Origin of the sequence: Dorea sp. 210702-DFI.3.17 (assembly GCF_020560825.1) — a bacterium.
In the GTDB taxonomy this organism is placed as follows: Bacteria; Bacillota; Clostridia; order Lachnospirales; family Lachnospiraceae; genus Dorea; species Dorea formicigenerans.
This window is the reverse complement of sequence record NZ_JAJCNB010000019.1, coordinates 21159-39493: the sequence shown is the minus strand read 5'-3', so window position 1 is coordinate 39493 and position 18335 is coordinate 21159. Positions and strand designations below refer to the sequence as shown.

Sequence of the window (18335 nt, the reverse complement as noted above, 5' to 3'; positions counted from 1 at the left end):
AAAAGGAATGATAAAATTAGTGAAGGACACAATTGTAACAGCTATATCGGATATAGTGATTGGATTAATAACTGAAAGTGTATCAGACGGAAAGATGACCATAAAAGAAAACATAAAGTTTTGGTCATTTAAGAAGAAAATAAAGAAGTGGTTAAGAGAATTTATCAAGAAAAATGATGGAACAATTTTAACTTCTGGGAAGTTTGAAGATTTTTTGAAGTATTATAAACCTATTGAAAAGATATATGAACATCTGTTGCAGTCGAATGGAGACATTACCACAAAAGAAGAACTTATAAATGGCTTAGTTGGACAATTGAAAGTGTTTTTCAATGATGATGAAGGGGGAATTAGTGTATTAGATGAATCGGTTGTCAGGGAATTGCTGGTGAAAATATATACAGAATACGAGGAATATTTGACCAGTGGATTATCGGTAAGTGAGCGATATTTGAAAGCTTCTATATTAAAAAATCAAAAAAGCGAGAGTAAGAGACAGCTTGAATATAGTAATAATAATATTAGAGAAATTATAGAACATACATCCCAAATTAAAAATCCAGAAGAGGTTATGAAAGTATATGATATTTTAAGTCAGGAAATTAGGAAAGGGAATATAGAACAAGTTCATGATTTGCTTCCGTTTTTGAGGAATAAAAATGCGGATATTGATATGGCAATGCAAATAAAATTATCGTTACTCTCTGATTATCAGTGTTTAGATATGGAGGCTTTGGAAGCATGGAAGAAAATTAAAAGCAACTATATTTCAGATGATATAACAAGGATTTTGATTTTATATTGGTTTGATAAAAAAGAAAAAATGACACAATTAGAAAAACTGATTAAAAATTCTGACCTGAAAGAGATTGCAGGAATTATTTCCAGAGATGAAAAAGAAAAGTTCATGAAGCTTGAAAAGAAGAATAGACATCATGTGGATAATTATGAGTTTTCTCTTACTGGACAATATAGCAATGAAAAATGGCTTGTTAATCGAGTGTGCGCATTGTGGATGGCAGAAAAACCAATAATTAATATTCATGAGCTGATTCAGCAATTATTTGGAAATAATCTGAGTTATATAGAGGAAATATATGTATTAGAAAAAGAGCAGGACACTATTGTTAATACAATTTCATTAGAAAATGTAAAAGAGGATGGACGGGTAAAAGAAATTGGAAAGATTTTGTCTGGAATGAAGCAAAAAATTGCTCATAACAACAATAAGATAAAATTATTGTATTATAGAACTTTTTTGAAAAACCAAGTGGTTCTTGAAGAAAAAAATATAGAGTTGTTGAATGAAATTCCAGATGTAATAAAGAAGGATTCTGCGATTGAAACTATGATGATTCAGTATAAGATAGATTTGGGTTGCATAGATGAGGAAGCAGTTGTGGAATTTTGTGAAAGAACGAGAATGTATGGGTTATATTGTAATTTACTGAGAAAAAAATGTAATAATTTGAATCAGGTAAAACAATCTATTGAGAGTCATAATGGTATTTTGGAGAAGGATATATATCTGTTTTTATTATATGTTCAATCAATTCGGGTATGTGATGGTAAGGAAGCGGCAATTACGGAATTGAAGAAATATCAATCAGTTTACAAGGATTATGTAGAGTATTGGTTAGAAATTTTCAAAGTTCACGAGACAGAGCGAAAAATGCTTCCGGAATTATTTGAAAAGTGGAAGGATGGACAGTTAAAATGGCTTGATCCTGAAGCAGAAGTAGATTTTGCAAAAGTATTGATTGATTGTCAATATTATAAAGAAGCAATACAAATAGTAGAGAAAAAAGAAGCATTAGGACAAGTATCACCAGACATATTGAGGTTAAAAGCTAGACTTTTGATGGAAGATAATCAGGCAGTAACGGCATTAGATATATTATTAAACATATTTGATAATTTTCAGAACGATTTGTTTGTAGTAGATGCTACTATTGTTTTGTCATTAAATTTACAAAGAAATATACCACAAAAGGTAATAGACGCGGCAATAAAAATTGGAACAGCAAGATTATTGACACTTGTTGCGGGTATTTATAGCAGGGAAAATAAAAAAGCAGAAGCAAAGAAATTAATGTTAAAGGCGTTGCTGAGAAACAAAGATAATGAGATTGGAATATTTGGAAATTATCTTGTGCTTCAGATAAGTGATTCGGATAATACAGAAAGAAAAATAGATGGAATTGAAAATGATACTGCAGTTGTGTTACAGGGGGTGGATGGAGAAAAATTAATATATTGCATATATGAAGAAAACATATTGCCAGATGTACCATATATATGGCAGGGAGCAACACACATATACCGAGATCAAGCAATTACAATAGGACTTTTGAGAAAGAAAACAGGCGATCTTGTTATGATAGAAGGAAGAGAATATCATATATCAGAGATAATGCCTGTGGATGGTTACTTAATTAGGCTATGTTTAGAAAAATTGGTGAAAGCAAATGCAGTAAAAACAATATCTATCGAAACTAGGGATGGAAAATTAGATGTAGAAAATTTCAGCAGAGAACTTATGAAATACATTCCTGGAGATGAAAAGGAATTTAATTGGTTAGATAATTATAAAGATTTTTCAAGTTTTCCATTACCATTTGCGATACTACAGAAAACTGTACGAGTTAATACGGTTCAGTTAATTATGACCTTAGTACAAAGTGAAGATATTATTGTAAGAGAGCGTTATGATGAGGACTTAATTCGAGGACAACAGTTTGTATTGTCTTTTGCAGCTGTGATTATGTTGTATATGATTGGAGTTAAGCCGGAATTCTTAAAAGAAAGACAGGTATTTGTTCCAGAATCAATGAGAAATACGATATTAACTATGTGTACAGACATAATTAATGAAAATGATAAGGAACATGTATCCAGCCTTGGTGTGAGAGAAAAACGTCTTTACATGAATGTAGTATCTGAAAGTGAAAAAGTGCAGATCCTTGGGGAGGCAGCAGCCTTAAAAAATTTTGTGAGTCAGTTAAATACTTGGAGCAATAATCGAGAGTTTTGTGACGTGCAGGATGAAGAACGGGACTGGTTAGATGTATTTGGAATTTCTGATTATGACGCGTTAGCACTGGCTCAGGGAAAGAAAGCCGTTATAGTTACCGGAGAAGTAACGATACATTCATTAATACAGGAGATAGAATTAAATATTTCTGGAACGGGAATACTAAATTTTTTAGTTGCTCTTAAGATGGATGTTTATGTATTACTAGATTGTATAGAACAAATGATTAAATACAGATTTGAGATTACAATGACTGAAAAATGTCTGCGTTATATTATTGATGAATACAGTAAATTGGGAAATCAAGAATTAAAAGAAGATTTTATGTGTAAATGGATTGATTGTGTGACGTTGGTTGAGTCAATGGGGGATGAGTATAAGGAAGTTTATGCACAAAATATGATGAGAGTGTGTCAGGATATCATAAGAGAGGAATATGAAGTGTTGAATCCAGTGTGGAGGAATTATTTTTCTCTTTGCGTGAAATATAAGTGCGGATTGGAGCTAAAGTAGAAACGGATAAAGACTGAAGGGGAGACTGAAGGGGTCAGACCCCATTAAGAAAATCTTAAGTTGTTAAAAGATATTGCAACTTCATATCATTAATGATATAATTCGATAAAACTGATAGTAGGAAGCGGATCGGATGAAAGAGAACAGAGAAGAATATCAGAATGAAAAGGAAAAAAGAGAGAAAAGGTTGCTGGCATATGCGGATATGATTCAATCAGTAGTGCAGCAGGATTCTTCCGAAGTGATACGACAATTGGTGGAGGAAAGAAAGAGACAGAGACTAACGCAGCAGGAATTATCGGATATAACCGGTGTGAGAACATCGAATATAGCAAGGTTTGAGGGAGGGACAAGAATCCCGACATTGTTGATGCTGGAAAAGTATGCGAATGCATTGGGAAAACACATAGAAGTAAGTATACGTGATAAAGAGTAATGCGGATGTGGACGCATTACTTTAAAGATAATCATGAATGATAACATCATAAAAGGAGAACACAAAATAGCAAGAAAATTAAGAGAATGGTATCCGGGTGCAATCTATCATTTGATGCACCGAGGAGTAAGGAGAACAGAGATTTTTTCAGATGAAACAGATTATCAGGTGTTTTTAGAGATATTAAAGGTGGCATTAGATAAGTATCAATGTAAGATACATGCATATTGTATGATGACGAATCATATACATCTTCTACTGGAAACTAGTGAAGATGAGATTGGAAGGTTCATGAAGTGTTTGTCTGAGAGATATGCAATGTATTTTAATCATAAGTACCAGTATCGAGGACATTTGTTTGAAAGTAGATATAAGTCATGTCTTGTGAAGGAAGATTCTTATTTCTTACAGACAAGCAGGTATATTCATCTGAACCCGGTGAAAGCCAGAATAGTGGTAAAACCAGAGGATTACCGATGGAGCAGCTATCAGACAATGATTGCATTAAAAGATGACAGAATAACAGAAAGGAATCGGACGCTTGCATATTTTAAAGACAATAGCATATTGCGGTATCGAGATTTTGTAGAGGATATTGGACATAAATATGTGGTACAAGAGCACGAAATCAAAAAGAGTATGGAGGAGTTACCATTTGATTAATAAATCGGTATATCTTTAAATCGAGCCGTAAAAATACTGGAAGTTAACATATATGAAAAAGTGTTTGGAATCATCTTGACAAACATGTTGAATACGACATATTATAATTACAAAGAAGAAGGAGCATACTAATGTACGAGATCATTTTATATGATACAGAAGATGAAAGATGCCCTGTGCAGGAACTATTAGATTCCCTGGAGCCTAAGTTGCTGGCAAAAACATTGCGGACAATTGATTTACTGGAAATGAACGGACCATTGCTTCGTGAGCCATATTCAAAACCATTGGAGAATGGGATATTTGAACTTCGTGCCAAGCAGGGATCAGATATTACAAGAGTACTGTATTTCTTTATTGTAGGTAAGAAGGCGGTACTGACCAATGGATTTATAAAAAAATCGCAGAAGACACCAAAGGCAGAAAAAGAACTGGCAAAGAAGTATAAAGCAGATTATGAACGGAGGTATGGCAATGAGTAGCTATAAAGATTATAAAAAAAGAGCATTGCAGAATCCGGAGGTAAAGGCAGAATATGATGCACTGCAACCGGAATATGATATTATCCAGGCGATGATTGATGCAAGAGTGCAGCAGAATATGACACAAAAAGATTTGTCAGCTAAAACCGGAATTACGCAGGCAGATATAAGCCGGATCGAGAACGGAACAAGAAATCCCAGTCTGAGTATGGTAAAAAAACTTGCACATGGATTAGGGATGCAATTAAAACTGGAATTTGTTCCGATGCCAACAAAAAATAAAATGTGAAGAGTATGAGAAAATAGAAACAGCAGGATTCTTCAGAAGTGATACGTCAATTGGTGGTAAAAGGTAAATTCCACCGCATTTTAAATTTTGATATTTTAACGAGAGGTTTTTAGGCAAAATCTCTCGTTTTCTGTTATAATTGTTCCAATTTGACGAAATTTTCTAGATTTCATGGCATGCTAAATGGGCTACTGGAATTCGGTGTGCTAGACTAAATTCCACCAGCCATATTTGAAAAATGTGAAACGTTTACATTCAGTCTGACTGTATTACTATGAGAAGATAGAGCCTATTTTTGCAGAAATAGTTCCACTTGAACACGATTTGTTCGAATGTTTAAAAATAGATGAAGAATTTAAGCGAGAAGCTAAATGCGAGTCCTTTAAGGTGTATTTTGGAAAATATACAGAGTTGACAAAAATGCTTAAAAATGAAATGCTTCTTCATCAAGCCTATATTCCAAAAACAGTATTCGAAGAATCTACTACATTTGTAGTACAAATGCAAGATGATTTCGATTACTGGTTTGATATGGCAAAATGTTTATTTGCAGGAGAATATGGTAAAATTGATTATGAAAAAGGCGAGAAAACAGTTGAAATGTTACTGGTAAAGCTTGCAAAGATGGAAGTATCTATAAAAAATAGATTGAAGGAGCTTTGTGATTTTTCTTAAAAAGAAAGTTGAAGAGGTCAGACCCCAATGTGGTCAACCTAGTGTCAACTTAAGATAACTGCCTGGCCAAAGTAATGGCTGATGGTGTGAAATTGAGAAAAAGGAAAGTAGATTTGAAAAGAAGTCGCACTTTAATAAAGCTTCGCGGAAAAGCCATATGAAAAGCTATTGATTATTAGAATGCCACTTTTTTGTTGTTAAAATGTGTCCTTCCTATTGCTTTGTTCTTTTTTCGTCGGAATGTTCTTCCGGGCATAATCTGATATCTGCATCGGAGAGATGTCAAGATTCAATTGCTATACAAGAGAGATAAAAGAATATAGGGACAGGAGATGAGGCAGAAGATGAAAATTTTCTGTCTTATTTTGTCGAATGGCGTCAGTTTTTGACAGGTGAGGTGTATTATATATAAGGGAATAAATGGTATAGAATGTGGAAAAAGTAGATTGCATTCACTTAGTTAGGTGGATAGAATAGTTAATAAAAAATCTATTAGAATTGAATTTAACTGTGCTATTTTGAAAAGTAGTGAAATATTAAGGAGCATTTACATATGAAAAAGAAATTGTGGAAAGATGAAGAAAAAAGGGATTCTGTTTATCGTGATTTAGCGCCGATAAATAGTATTAAGCCAGAAGAAGAGAGTATAAGAGCATTGCGTTGGGCGATTAAGAATCCTAATGTTCATAATATTGCATTATCGGGGCCATATGGATCTGGAAAAAGTAGCGTAATTCAATCCTATTTGGCGTATTATGATATATCGAATATATATAAAATATTTGAGTGTATAATCCCTTCAAAATTATCAGGGATTTTGAAAATTTTTCCTAAATCATCAAAAGAGAATTTAAGAATATCGTTGGCCACATTCGATGAGAGTAATGAGAATAATATAGAGAAGGTATATTTACATGATTTATGTCTGAAGTCAAAAGGGGCAATGTTAAAAACAGTGATGTAGAATAAGATATATAGGAAATGATGTAAAGTTGTAAAATATGCAACAAATGCTTGAATACAAAATCATAAAAGTGTAAAATTAAGGAAAAACAATAAAAAGTTGCATATATAGAAATGAAATGACTAAAGGGGAGTAATGGAAATGAGCAAATTTATAGAAAATCTGAAAAAATATTTGGAAAATAGAAAGATTAGACAGACCTATGTTTCGCTTATGACTGGATGGGACAAAAGCCGGGTAAGTAAGATTCTTAGTGGGACAATTGACTTAAAAGAATCAGAAGCCGAGTTTTTAGCAAAAGCTTTGGGGCATGATATGTCTTATTTCCTTACTGATTTTTCTGATCAGTATAAAGAGCAGGCTGTAAATGGACAATTAGCTTTTTTGGCGGGCACGTTAAACGATGAGGATAAAAAGACGGCTGATAAATTGGTTGAGATGTTTCGCTTTTATGATGCATTGACAATGATTGAAATATAGCTTTTATAATCCAGTATATATAATATTAGTGGGATTTAGGGGAGAAAATCTATGAATAAAGAAAAATTATATAAGATATTGGAATTTAATAAGACACATAGTAAACAAATAGCGTATGCCAAGAATATATTTTATGATTTTGTTGGAACACAAAGTTCCATGATTATCCGCGATATGCAGACATTTGCACAAATGATATTTGATAATAAAGGATATAAGTTCATGCGAATTCCGATGAAAAGTAAGGAAATTGGTGCATTTCAGCTTAGACTCAATAATTCCAATTATTTGGTGTTGAATACGGCAAAAAGTCTGGCAAATAATAATTTTGCAATTGCCCACGAATTGTATCATGTCTTGATTCAGGAAAATCCAGGTTTAGGAAATGCAGGGGAATTGTATTTAAATAATTATGAAGATATTGAAGAAGAACAGATGGCAAATGCTTTTGCCGGAGCCATTATAATGCCGACAGAAGACGTAAGACAGGTTGTTGGATTATTGAAAAATACAAAAAAAATACCAGATGAACTTCGGCAGAATTTTTCGTATATTCAGGAATTGATTACGGTTTTTGCTTTGATGAGTTACTATCAGACGACATATATGTCTGTGGTAATCAGATGTTATGAGTTGGGAATTTTTGATACGCAGGATTCCGATTTGATGGAAATCTTATTGTATAATAATAGTGAAGAAAAGCAAAAGAAACTATTTGAGAATATACCTATGCGTAAGGGAAATCGTTCTATAATGGAACCGACTTATGAAGATGATTTTGCACAAATGTATAACGAAGCAGAGAAAATGGGTCAAGAGAATGTTAAAAGAGGCATTTTAACAGAAGAAGATTTCAGATATCGTTTGGAAGGACTGAAAGAGGCGTATCTTTCTGTAAAGGGGGAGGCGTAGTGACAATTAAAGATTGTATTTCTCAAATGATATCTTTTTCAGGAAATATATTTGAAACAGATCAAGAAAGGGTAATAGCATCGATTTTACAATCGGAAAATGTTATGTTCTTAGATACATGTTTTATTACAAAATCATCTCATATAGAAAAAGAAGGTTTATTTGAAGCATTTGAAAAAATAGCCGGTGGTAAGGAAAAACAAAAAATAGTGTTTGTTGTTACAGAACTTGTTTTGTATGAACTTAAAGATTCTGTTTCTAATGTGTTACAAGTAAAAAATCAAGAGTTTTTTGAAAAAATGATAGAACATGGATTTTGTTTGTTTTTGTTGAGGGAAGAAACTGTTTTTGAAAATATCAAAACATTTATGAGGTATTCGAGTGAAAAGTGGAACCGGATTTTTTCGACATTAATTCATGATAATATTGCAAATTTAAGTTTTAATGGTTTGATTAGAAATGATAGAAGGATGCCATATTACGGTTTTTCGGAGTGTGGATATAATGTTCCGGCTGATAGGGATTATATAAAAGATATTATAGTGTATTTGAAAAATGCAAAGAAAAGTAAAGACAGTATGGCAGAAGAATTAATATGTATTTCGCTTTTTAGTATATTTGAACTGATACATGGTTCAACGCGTAATACATATGTTTTTTGTACACATGATTTCGGAGCAGTGGCAAGAATGAATAAGGCAATACAAACATCATATCCGGATGAATTAAAGCAATTTAAAAATATAAATGCATTTACAATGATTCAATATATGATAAAAGAAGAAATTATTACTTCAAAAACACAGGCGTTAAATTCAATGAAAAAAATTATGGGTGAAAGAGTCAAATTAATGATTCGAGAAGAGGCTCCGTTTTCGTCTATTGAAAAGACAATAGAAATAGAAGAAGCGGTTGATAGAATTTTTAATAAAGAATCAGTTGTCTTGGTTGGAAACAAGGGGATTGATTAAATTTTGGACCAGTATAGGAAAAGATATATATAAAATTATAAAAGTTATATTTTTTAATATCACTGGTCAAATAAAAGATTATTTGTTATCAGAGCTTAAATTTGGTAAGCGCTATGAGGAAATCTTAGATTTTAGCCAAGGGAAAGCAGAGGGTTCAGGTGAATAATCAAGAGAGAAAAAGAAATGTAAGGTTATGATGAAAAGCGAAGAATAAAATATGGAATATAATGAAAAGAATCTGCCGTTGGCAAAATGGTTGATCGATAAGACAAATACAAAGGACTATCGCATAGGAAATCTCTTAGGAATGAAGCACCCAAAGGTGGATGGGGATCTTTTGAAAATAGTGGGTGGCAGAGATGAACTGGTCAGACAGGCAAAAGTTTTAGAAAGAATTCCAGCTTTAGGCGGAGAAGAATATCTGCATTTTGACTGGAGAGAAATGAATACGGATATTACGAGGATTGATTATCGGGTAGAAGTAATTCCTGGATTATGTGACTTAATTGGGGTCATTGATCCTAGAGAACGCCAGTTACAGGCAATAACAAGAGTGTGCAAACTGCAGGAGGATGTATCCGGAAGCTGTCTGTTCGCTTATTGTAATCATGTGCTGGAACAGTTGAATAAAGGGAATACGAAAGAGTTATCCAAAGCGGAGGACGAAGAATTCCTTAAGTGTCTGAAAGCGTTAGCTGATCTGAAAGAACCGGAATGGAAGCGCGTGTTCAGCTCCAAAGTATTTGAAAAGAAAAATGATATCACGCCATCTAAAGTTTTCGAACGCATTTATCAAGGTGCAGTTATCGAAGCTTTGAAATACTCTCCGCAATATGAAGAAGGCATGTCAGATGATGAGATACTGGCAGCACATGGAATATTAAGTTATTCCCAGACATTAGAATGGAAAGGTGCCGTGGAGTATTGCATGACAGATCGAAATGGCACAGCGATAGAGAAGAAAATCGACACTTCCTTGAATTATTATGGAACGGTACTTAATGCACAGACATTAGAGCATGCCGTACCAAACTTACGAAATAGTGTTGAAAAAATCATTGTGATTGAGAATAAAGCGAATTATGAAAGCATGGAATATAATCCAAAAGTTTTATATATCTTTTGTCATGGCTACTTTTCGCCAAAGGAAGTTCGCTTTTTGCAAATGTTAATGAAGACAGCACCGGAAGAAATCCAGTGTTATCATTGGGGAGATATGGATTACGGTGGAATACAGATTTTTTTGTATAATGAAAAGAATATTTTTCCAAATCTGATTCCATGGAAGATGGACGTTCCCTCCTATAAGGCAGCGTTGGAAAAGGGAAAAGGAATTAAGCTATGCAGCAAAAAGCAGAAAAAGTTAGAAGCATTGAATGCCGGTAAATTAGAAGTACTGAAACAGTGTATATTGGAAAATAAGATGGAAATCGAGCAGGAGATGTTAATATAAAAATGTCTCGATCTCATCGACAGTCATCATATTATATACACTCTGGCAAAGCTCAATTACAAAGATAGTTTGAATCAGCTTCATCTCTTGCGCCAGCGAAGCTTCTATGGTATACTTACACGGATTGTAGAATTGACTATATAATGACAAATAAGAGGAATCTGGTCGCAAAAAAGCTTTTTTAGATACCGGATTTCGTATCGGGGCTCACAAGGGAGTCTTGAAGTGTACATATACAAGAGACACAGTGAAAGGAGTTATAGTATGTGTGGGATTGTAGGATTTACAGGTGATATGCAGGCAGCACCAATTCTGTTGGATGGTCTTTCTAAGCTGGAGTACCGAGGATATGATTCAGCAGGAATCGCAGTAAGAGATGGGGAGAAAGAGACAGAAGTAATTAAAGCAAAAGGCCGTCTGAAAGTTCTGTCTGAGAAGACGAATGGCGGAGAATCCGTACCTGGAACATGTGGTATCGGACATACAAGATGGGCGACTCATGGAGAGCCATCTGAGACAAATGCACATCCGCACGTCAGTGATGATGGCAATGTTGTAGCAGTTCACAATGGTATTATAGAGAACTATCAGGAACTGAAAGATAAGCTGATCCGTAAAGGTTATTCTTTTTACTCAGCAACAGATACAGAAGTTGCTGTAAAATTAGTTGACTATTATTATAAGAAATATCTTGGTACACCGGTTGATGCAATCAATCATGCATTGATCCGTATTCGTGGTTCTTATGCACTGGCAATGATGTTTAAGGATTATCCAGGAGAGATTTATGTGGCAAGAAAAGACAGCCCGATGATACTTGGTGTAGATGGTGAGAATTCTTACATCGCATCTGATGTTCCGGCTATTCTGAAATATACAAGAAATGTGTATTACATCGGAAATCTTGAAATGGCCCGCGTAAGAAAAGGAGAGATTACATTTTATAATCTGGACGGAGACGAGATTCAGAAAGAGTTGAAGACGGTCGAGTGGGATGCAGAAGCAGCTGAAAAGGCAGGATTTGAGCATTTCATGATGAAAGAGATTCATGAGCAGCCAAAAGCAGTTTCTGACACTTTGAATTCTGTCCTGAAAAATGGAGCGATTGATTTATCGGAAGTAGGATTATCCGAAGAGGAGATGAAAGAGATCAGCCAGATTTATATCGTAGCATGCGGATCTGCTTATCATGTAGGTATGGCAGCACAGTATGTCATCGAAGACCTGGCAAGAATTCCGGTACGTGTGGAACTGGCAAGCGAATTCCGTTATCGTAATCCAATCTTAGATCCCGAAGGTCTGGTCATTATCATCAGCCAGTCCGGAGAGACGGCAGACAGCCTTGCAGCACTCCGTGAATCTAAGGAGATGGGAATTAAGACACTTGGTATTGTAAATGTGATCGGATCTTCTATCGCAAGAGAAGCAGACAACGTATTCTATACACTGGCAGGACCGGAGATTTCTGTAGCTACAACAAAAGCTTACAGCACACAGCTGATCGCAACTTATGCACTTGCAATTCAGTTTGCAAAGGTTCGTGGACAGATTACGGAAGAACAGTATACAGGATATATTGAAGAGCTGCAGACAATTCCGGATAAGATCAGTAAGATTATTGCAGATAAAGAGAGAATCCAGTGGTTCGCAGCAAAGCAGGCTAATGCAAAAGACGCATTTTTCGTAGGAAGAGGAATTGATTATGCAATCAGTCTGGAAGGCAGCCTGAAGATGAAAGAAATCAGTTATATCCATTCTGAGGCATATGCAGCAGGAGAGTTGAAACACGGAACCATTTCTCTGATTGAAGATGGAACACTGGTAATCGGAGTGCTGACACAGCCAGATCTCTATGAGAAGACAGTCAGCAATATGGTAGAATGTAAGAGCCGTGGAGCGTACCTTATGGGATTGACTACATTTGGTCATTACAATATTGAGGATACAGCAGATTTCACTGTTTATATTCCAAAGACAGATCCACATTTTGCAACATCACTTGCAGTTATTCCATTACAGTTGATGGGATATTATGTGAGCGTGGCAAAGGGATTAGACGTAGATAAGCCGAGAAACCTTGCAAAGAGTGTAACAGTGGAATAAGAATAATAGAATAAGAATGTTAATTGAGGACATAGTGTTTATTTAAAATGCTATGTCCTCTTTATAAAAAATGAAGCCTCCCACTTAAGGAGCCTTCATTTTTTATGAGTGTCTGACAAATTTCCAATTATGATATCTGTTCAGATACAAAATGTTCAATTTGAAAATGATCCGATACTGGGATTACTCAGCCTCTTCACTGTCTTCATCATCAGCAATTGCAATATGTGATTCAGTTACAGTAACAACAGTTGTCTCAGGATCTGTAACCAAGTGGACATCTTTATCCTGTGCAAGTGACAGATCTTTTACTTTAATCGTATCGCCGATACGGAGTTCTGCTACATCAATCTCAACTTTGTCAACAAGTGCAGATGGAAGTGCTTTATAAGAAACTTCCTCTAACTGTTGCTGCAATACACCAGATGCAAGTTTGTCATGGTTTACAAGAACAATCTCTGCAACAGAATGTACAACTTCATCTTTGACAAGAGCCTGGAAATCCATCTCATCTACTCTGCCTTTTAATGGGTTATAATCAACCTCTTTGATCAATACATTGTGGGATTCGCCGTCAATATCCAACATGATCTGGCTTCCTTTATTGCTCGTCTTAAGCAGGCGGTCAACTGCGGCAGCATCCATTTTTACTGGAATGGACTCTTTCATCTCTTTGCCGAATACGTTACCGGTAACATAGCCCTCTTTTCTTAATTTTTTTGCCTTTACGGCAAGTGTTCTTTTTTCAGCTTTTAAAGTATTCATTTATCTTTTCCTCCAAGTCTGAATAATTTTATGAGTTCTATTTGTTACAACTGTAGTATAGCACCTGCACAATATTATGATTAACCAAAAAATATAAAAAACAGAGAAAAAGATTATGCAAAATAGACAAAGCACTAAGACCTGATGTTTCATGTATAACGGATGAAACAGATGAATAATGTTACCAGGTCGTTACCAGGTGACGTTAACGAGCAAGAAAGCATATATTGACAAATATTCATTTTTTAGTATAATTAATACAATGCTCTCAAAAGTGAGAGCGTTCTTTGATTATAGAAAAGGAGAGAGAACATGACAACAACAGTATCTATATTAATTGCATTTGGCGTCTATCTTTTGGGAATGATCGGAATTGGGATCTGGAGCATGAGACAGACGAAGGGGGCAGACGATTTCTTCCTCGGAGGACGAGGACTTTCCGCTCCGGTAGCTGCGATGTCTGCACAGGCATCTGACATGAGCGGCTGGTTGCTGATGGGACTTCCGGGCTCTGTATATGCACTTGGAACCGGGCAGGCATGGATCGCCGTAGGACTAGGACTTGGAACGATTGCTAACTGGCTTATTATCGCAAGACCACTTCGTGCATATACAATTGTAGCGGGAAATTCTATGACGCTTCCGGAATTTTTCGGAAACCGTTATCACGATGAAAAGAAGATTTTACTTGGTATTTCTTCAGTTATTATCGTCATTTTCTTTCTGGTATATACAGCTTCCGCGCTGGCAAGCGGAGGTAAGCTTTTTAACACTGTATTTGGATTGGATTACCATATAGCTTTATTTCTGGGTGCAGCAGTTATTCTGATCTACACATTTATGGGAGGATTTCTTGCAGTGTGTTCTACAGATTTCTTCCAAGGATTACTGATGTTGATTGCAATTCTTGCAGTACCGGTGCTGGCATGGGGATTTGTAGGTGGTGATTTTCATAACATGCTTGCAAATACAGGAGTGAATCCGGACAATTACTTAAGCTTTACATATAATGGAGATCATCCGATCACAGCGGTAGAGATTATTTCTAATATGGCATGGGGACTTGGATATTGTGGTATGCCACATATCCTGATTCGTTTTATGGCAATCCGCAGTGAGAAAGAACTGAAGAAATCTTCAGCAATTGCAATTGTGTGGGTTGTACTTTCCCTTGGATTTACGATTGCGATCGGACTGCTCGGACGTGCTTTTCTCTATCCGGAGATTCTCGGAGTAACAGAGGGGGCACCATCAGCAGAGTCAGTATTTATTGAGATGATTCAGAAGGTTTTCATCGAAAAGATTCCGATTCCATTTATTGCAGGATTGTTTATCTGTGGAATCCTGGCAGCTGTAATGTCAACTGCAGATTCACAGCTTCTGGTATGTTCTTCTTCCGTGTCTAAAGACATTTACCAGAACATTCTGAATCCGGAAGCTTCTGATAAGAAGGTATTAAATGTAGCACGTCTGACAACATTTGGCGTAGCTGTATTAGCATTTTTCATCGCATGGGATCCGAACAGTTCTATCATGGACCTGGTATCTGATGCATGGGCAGGACTTGGAGCAGCATTTGGTCCGCTTGTCGTTATGAGCCTCTTCTGGCGCAGAACGAATCTTCCGGGAGCTGTGGCAGGACTGGTGTCCGGAGCAGTGACTGTGCTGATCTGGGATTATCTTCCAATTGTAAATGGACAGACAATCGGAAATGCAACAGGAATTTATTCTTTGTTAGTCGGATTTGTTATCAGCTTGTGCTTTATCGTAATCGTCAGTATGGTTACAAAAGCACCGGACGAGACAATTCTTGCGCAGTTTGATGAATATAAAAAATACGAAGAAAAAGATATGTAAGAATAGAAGTGTAAATAATAAGAAATGTAAGTATAAGGTCGCTATATGGCTAATGTTAACTTCATGACATTGGCTGTATGGCGCCTTTTTCGTTGCCAAGCATACGACAAAAAGGTCCGGTGGACCTTTTTTAGTTACATAGCAGGAAATGTTAAATTATCTATATTTGATATAATATTAACTCAAATTTATAAAAATAGTTTGTTTTTTAACTATCGATCGTATTATTTATAGAAAATTGCGAAAAATAGTAAAATAATATTGAATTGAATGTAAAAATGTGATATGGTACGTTATACAAGAAAAGGCTTACTGAAAGGAGAAGGAAATATGGGATTTTTAACAGGTAAGACAGCGATCATCACAGGAGCGGGACGCGCGGTATTAAGTGATGGCAGATGTGGATCTATCGGATATGGAATCGCAACTGCATATGCAAAAGAGGGGGCAAATCTTGTTATTACAGGACGTAATGTGCAGAAACTGACAGATGCAAAAGAAGAATTAGAGAGACTGTACGGAATAAAAGTACTTCCGGTACAAGCAGACGTATCTGCAGGCGCAGACAATAAAGCAGTTGTTGACAATGTCGTGAAACAGGCAATCGATACATTTGGGCGAATCGATGTGCTGATCAACAATGCACAGGCTTCTGCATCCGGAGTTACACTGGCAGATCATACGCAGGAACAGTTCGATCTGGCAATGTATTCAGGATTGTATGCAGTATTTTATTATATGCAGGCATGCTATCCATACTTGAAAGAGACAAAAGGAAGCGTTATCAACTTTGCTTCCGGTGCGGGACTTTTTGGTAATTATGGTCAGTGTGCATATGCGGCAGCAAAAGAAGGAATCCGTGGACTTACAAGAGTTGCAGCAACTGAGTGGGGACCGGACGGAATCAATGTCAACATCGTATGCCCACTTGCATGGACTGCACAGCTTGAGAAATTCGAGCAGGCTTATCCGGACGCATTTAAGGCAAATGTAAAGATGCCGCCGGCAGGTCACTATGCAGACGCAGAGAAAGAGATCGGAAGAGTGTGTGTACAGCTTGCATCTCCAGACTTCAAATATATGAGTGGTGAGACACTGACACTGGAAGGTGGAATGGGTCAGAGACCATAAATAAGAATTTATAAATAAAAAGATGCATGATTGCAGGATAAGATTCTGCAGTCGTGCATCTTTTTCTTTATAAGTATCCCCCGTCAAATGTGATGATCTGTCCGGTGAGATATTCTGGCGCGCAGATTAGTTTCCACACCATTTCAGCAACTTCTTCAGGAGTGGCGAAGCGTCCGGCAGGGATATCTTCCGCAAGTTCTGCCCGTTCTGCTTCGTCTAATTGTTTATTCATTTCGGTATCGATGACACCACATGCAAGAGCATTGACTGGAATTTTACTTCTTGCCAGTTCTTTGGCAAGTGCCTGGGTGAGCCCGCCGACACCGGCTTTGGAAGCAGAGTAAGCCGCTTCACAGGATGCACCGTTTACGCCCCACATGGAGGAAATGTTGATGATCCTTCCGCTTCCGTGTGACAGCATAGGAGGAATGGCAGCGCGGCAGCAGTAGAAGACGGAGGAGAGATTACTGGAAAGCACCTTATCCCAGTCTTCATCAGTCATATCCATGAGAAGCCCGATGTGGGAAATCCCGGCATTGTTTACCAGTACATCCAGATGGTCACAGGTCTTGGCAATCGTATGGAAGATTTCCCGCACAGTATCAGGATTTCCAATGTCACCTGGCACCAGTGTACATGTGCCAATCTTTTCAATTTCTTGTCTGGTTTCTTCCAGTGCGTCAAAAGAGCGGGAACAGTTCAGGAAGATATGATAGCCCTCAGCCGCGAGTCGAAGGGCGATCGCACGTCCGATGCCACGGGAAGAGCCGGTAACAAATGCATATTTTTGTGTATATTCAGACATAATGACCTCCAGGAAAAATGTTTTTATGCATTACAGTTGAGGCAAAAATCCACAACATCATCTTATAAATACATATTTATATTTATTATATACTGGAATGATTGATATTTGAAGAACGAGATGCTATTATTTAAATAATAGTTGATAAGCACGCTTGTAATATAGGACTTATCAATAAGACAGGTGACTGGCAGCGAATATGGGGATAAAATTTTGAACGAATTAGAAAAGAAAGGGCAGATGGTCGCTCGTGCGATTGCATTTGCTACAAAGGCACATGAGGGGCAGTTCCGAAAAGGGACGAAAAGACCGTATATTGTTCATCCATTGGAGGTGGGTGAGATTGTCGCAACACTGACTTTTGATGAGGAGATTATCAGTGCAGCGCTTTTGCATGATACAATCGAGGATTGCCAGGGAATTACACGGGAAGTACTGGCGCAGGAGTTTTCTGAGCGTGTGGCAGCGCTGGTGGCTCAGGAGAGCGAAGACAAGTCAAAGACATGGTTTGAGCGCAAGAGTCATACGATTGAGCATTTAAAATATGCACCGTATGAGGTGCGTATGATTGGTCTGGCAGACAAGCTTTCTAATATCCGTGATATCGACAGGGATTATCCGGTCATGGGAGAAGAGTTGTGGAATCGTTTCCGAATGAAAGAAAAGAACACGATTGGCTGGTATTACAAAGGATTGCGGGAATCTCTGCGCGAAGGATTTGAGCAGGAAGAAGCATTTCGCGAGTACAGTTATCTGGTAGATAAGAATTTTGGGATAGATGAGTCATCTCACATCTGATATA

Annotated in this window: 19 protein-coding genes; 16 read left to right on the top strand and 3 right to left on the bottom strand. The window is 36.7% G+C overall.

Annotation, left to right across the window (positions count from 1 at the left end; genetic code table 11):
- Positions 1 to 7 precede the first annotated feature (7 nt).
- The 12 genes from LI149_RS10145 to LI149_RS10090 all read left to right on the top strand — a co-directional run bounded on the left by LI149_RS10145 (position 8) and on the right by LI149_RS10090 (position 10872).
- A complete protein-coding gene (locus tag LI149_RS10145) occupies positions 8 to 3547 on the top strand; it encodes a hypothetical protein (RefSeq protein ID WP_227143308.1) in 3540 nt (1179 codons plus the stop codon).
- A gap of 133 nt (positions 3548 to 3680) precedes the next feature.
- Positions 3681 to 3983: a helix-turn-helix transcriptional regulator gene (locus LI149_RS10140; protein WP_227143307.1), complete on the top strand. Its 303-nt coding sequence runs from the start codon at positions 3681 to 3683 to the stop codon at positions 3981 to 3983.
- 33 nt (positions 3984 to 4016) lie between these two features.
- Entirely contained in the window at positions 4017 to 4646 is a 630-nt protein-coding gene (locus tag LI149_RS10135; RefSeq protein ID WP_173794049.1) for a transposase, read from the top strand.
- 131 nt (positions 4647 to 4777) lie between these two features.
- The gene (locus LI149_RS10130) at positions 4778 to 5128 is read left to right on the top strand and encodes a type II toxin-antitoxin system RelE/ParE family toxin (protein ID WP_005336015.1); all 351 of its coding nucleotides are present in this window, start codon (positions 4778 to 4780) and stop codon (positions 5126 to 5128) included.
- Complete coding sequence (locus tag LI149_RS10125) at positions 5115 to 5417, top strand: helix-turn-helix domain-containing protein (RefSeq protein ID WP_003863952.1); 303 nt, start codon at positions 5115 to 5117, stop codon at positions 5415 to 5417. The genes LI149_RS10130 and LI149_RS10125 overlap by 14 nt, the downstream gene beginning before the upstream one ends.
- Before the next feature lie 324 nt (positions 5418 to 5741).
- Positions 5742 to 6092, top strand: a complete 351-nt coding sequence (locus LI149_RS10120) for a hypothetical protein (RefSeq protein ID WP_173794048.1) — start codon at positions 5742 to 5744, stop codon at positions 6090 to 6092.
- A 553-nt stretch (positions 6093 to 6645) separates the two neighbouring features.
- A complete protein-coding gene (locus LI149_RS10115; RefSeq protein ID WP_227143306.1) occupies positions 6646 to 7056 on the top strand; it encodes a hypothetical protein in 411 nt (136 codons plus the stop codon).
- A gap of 141 nt (positions 7057 to 7197) precedes the next feature.
- Positions 7198 to 7536: a helix-turn-helix transcriptional regulator gene (locus tag LI149_RS10110; RefSeq protein ID WP_227143305.1), complete on the top strand. Its 339-nt coding sequence runs from the start codon at positions 7198 to 7200 to the stop codon at positions 7534 to 7536.
- 51 nt (positions 7537 to 7587) lie between these two features.
- A complete protein-coding gene (locus LI149_RS10105) occupies positions 7588 to 8448 on the top strand; it encodes an ImmA/IrrE family metallo-endopeptidase (protein ID WP_005341116.1) in 861 nt (286 codons plus the stop codon).
- Positions 8448 to 9419, top strand: coding sequence for a hypothetical protein (locus LI149_RS10100; protein WP_227143304.1), 972 nt, complete (start codon positions 8448 to 8450; stop codon positions 9417 to 9419). The genes LI149_RS10105 and LI149_RS10100 overlap by 1 nt, the downstream gene beginning before the upstream one ends.
- A complete protein-coding gene (locus LI149_RS10095; RefSeq protein WP_158683015.1) occupies positions 9412 to 9585 on the top strand; it encodes a hypothetical protein in 174 nt (57 codons plus the stop codon). Before LI149_RS10100 ends, LI149_RS10095 begins: the two co-directional genes overlap by 8 nt.
- Before the next feature lie 51 nt (positions 9586 to 9636).
- On the top strand, positions 9637 to 10872 hold the full coding sequence (locus tag LI149_RS10090; RefSeq protein ID WP_227143303.1) for a Wadjet anti-phage system protein JetD domain-containing protein: 1236 nt from the start codon (positions 9637 to 9639) through the stop codon (positions 10870 to 10872).
- Here LI149_RS10090 and LI149_RS10085 read toward each other — a convergent pair.
- Positions 10864 to 11022 carry a hypothetical protein gene (locus LI149_RS10085; RefSeq protein ID WP_227143302.1) on the bottom strand — a complete coding sequence of 53 codons (159 nt, stop codon included), beginning with the start codon at positions 11020 to 11022 and terminating at the stop codon, positions 10864 to 10866. The genes LI149_RS10090 and LI149_RS10085 overlap by 9 nt on opposite strands.
- A 114-nt stretch (positions 11023 to 11136) precedes the next feature.
- Between LI149_RS10085 and glmS the strand changes: the two genes are divergently transcribed.
- Positions 11137 to 12975, top strand: a complete 1839-nt coding sequence (gene glmS / locus LI149_RS10080) for a glutamine--fructose-6-phosphate transaminase (isomerizing) (RefSeq protein ID WP_227086845.1) — start codon at positions 11137 to 11139, stop codon at positions 12973 to 12975.
- 183 nt (positions 12976 to 13158) lie between these two features.
- On the opposite strand, the gene LI149_RS10075 is transcribed toward glmS, so the two are convergent.
- Positions 13159 to 13740, bottom strand: a complete 582-nt coding sequence (locus LI149_RS10075; RefSeq protein WP_227086846.1) for a 50S ribosomal protein L25 — start codon at positions 13738 to 13740, stop codon at positions 13159 to 13161.
- Positions 13741 to 14052: 312 nt separating this feature from the next.
- On the opposite strand from LI149_RS10075, the gene putP reads away from it, so the two are divergent.
- Both putP and LI149_RS10065 read left to right on the top strand, forming a co-directional pair.
- Positions 14053 to 15597 (top strand): sodium/proline symporter PutP, encoded by a 1545-nt coding sequence (gene putP / locus LI149_RS10070; protein ID WP_227086847.1) that lies wholly within the window; start codon positions 14053 to 14055, stop codon positions 15595 to 15597.
- Between the two features lie 330 nt (positions 15598 to 15927).
- Positions 15928 to 16728: an SDR family NAD(P)-dependent oxidoreductase gene (locus LI149_RS10065; RefSeq protein WP_005341128.1), complete on the top strand. Its 801-nt coding sequence runs from the start codon at positions 15928 to 15930 to the stop codon at positions 16726 to 16728.
- 67 nt (positions 16729 to 16795) lie between these two features.
- Here LI149_RS10065 and LI149_RS10060 read toward each other — a convergent pair whose 3' ends face one another.
- On the bottom strand, positions 16796 to 17533 hold the full coding sequence (locus LI149_RS10060) for an SDR family NAD(P)-dependent oxidoreductase (RefSeq protein WP_173785513.1): 738 nt from the start codon (positions 17531 to 17533) through the stop codon (positions 16796 to 16798).
- Between the two features lie 240 nt (positions 17534 to 17773).
- Between LI149_RS10060 and LI149_RS10055 the strand changes: the two genes are divergently transcribed.
- Complete coding sequence (locus tag LI149_RS10055; RefSeq protein ID WP_173790176.1) at positions 17774 to 18331, top strand: HD domain-containing protein; 558 nt, start codon at positions 17774 to 17776, stop codon at positions 18329 to 18331.
- Positions 18332 to 18335: the final 4 nt, after the last annotated feature.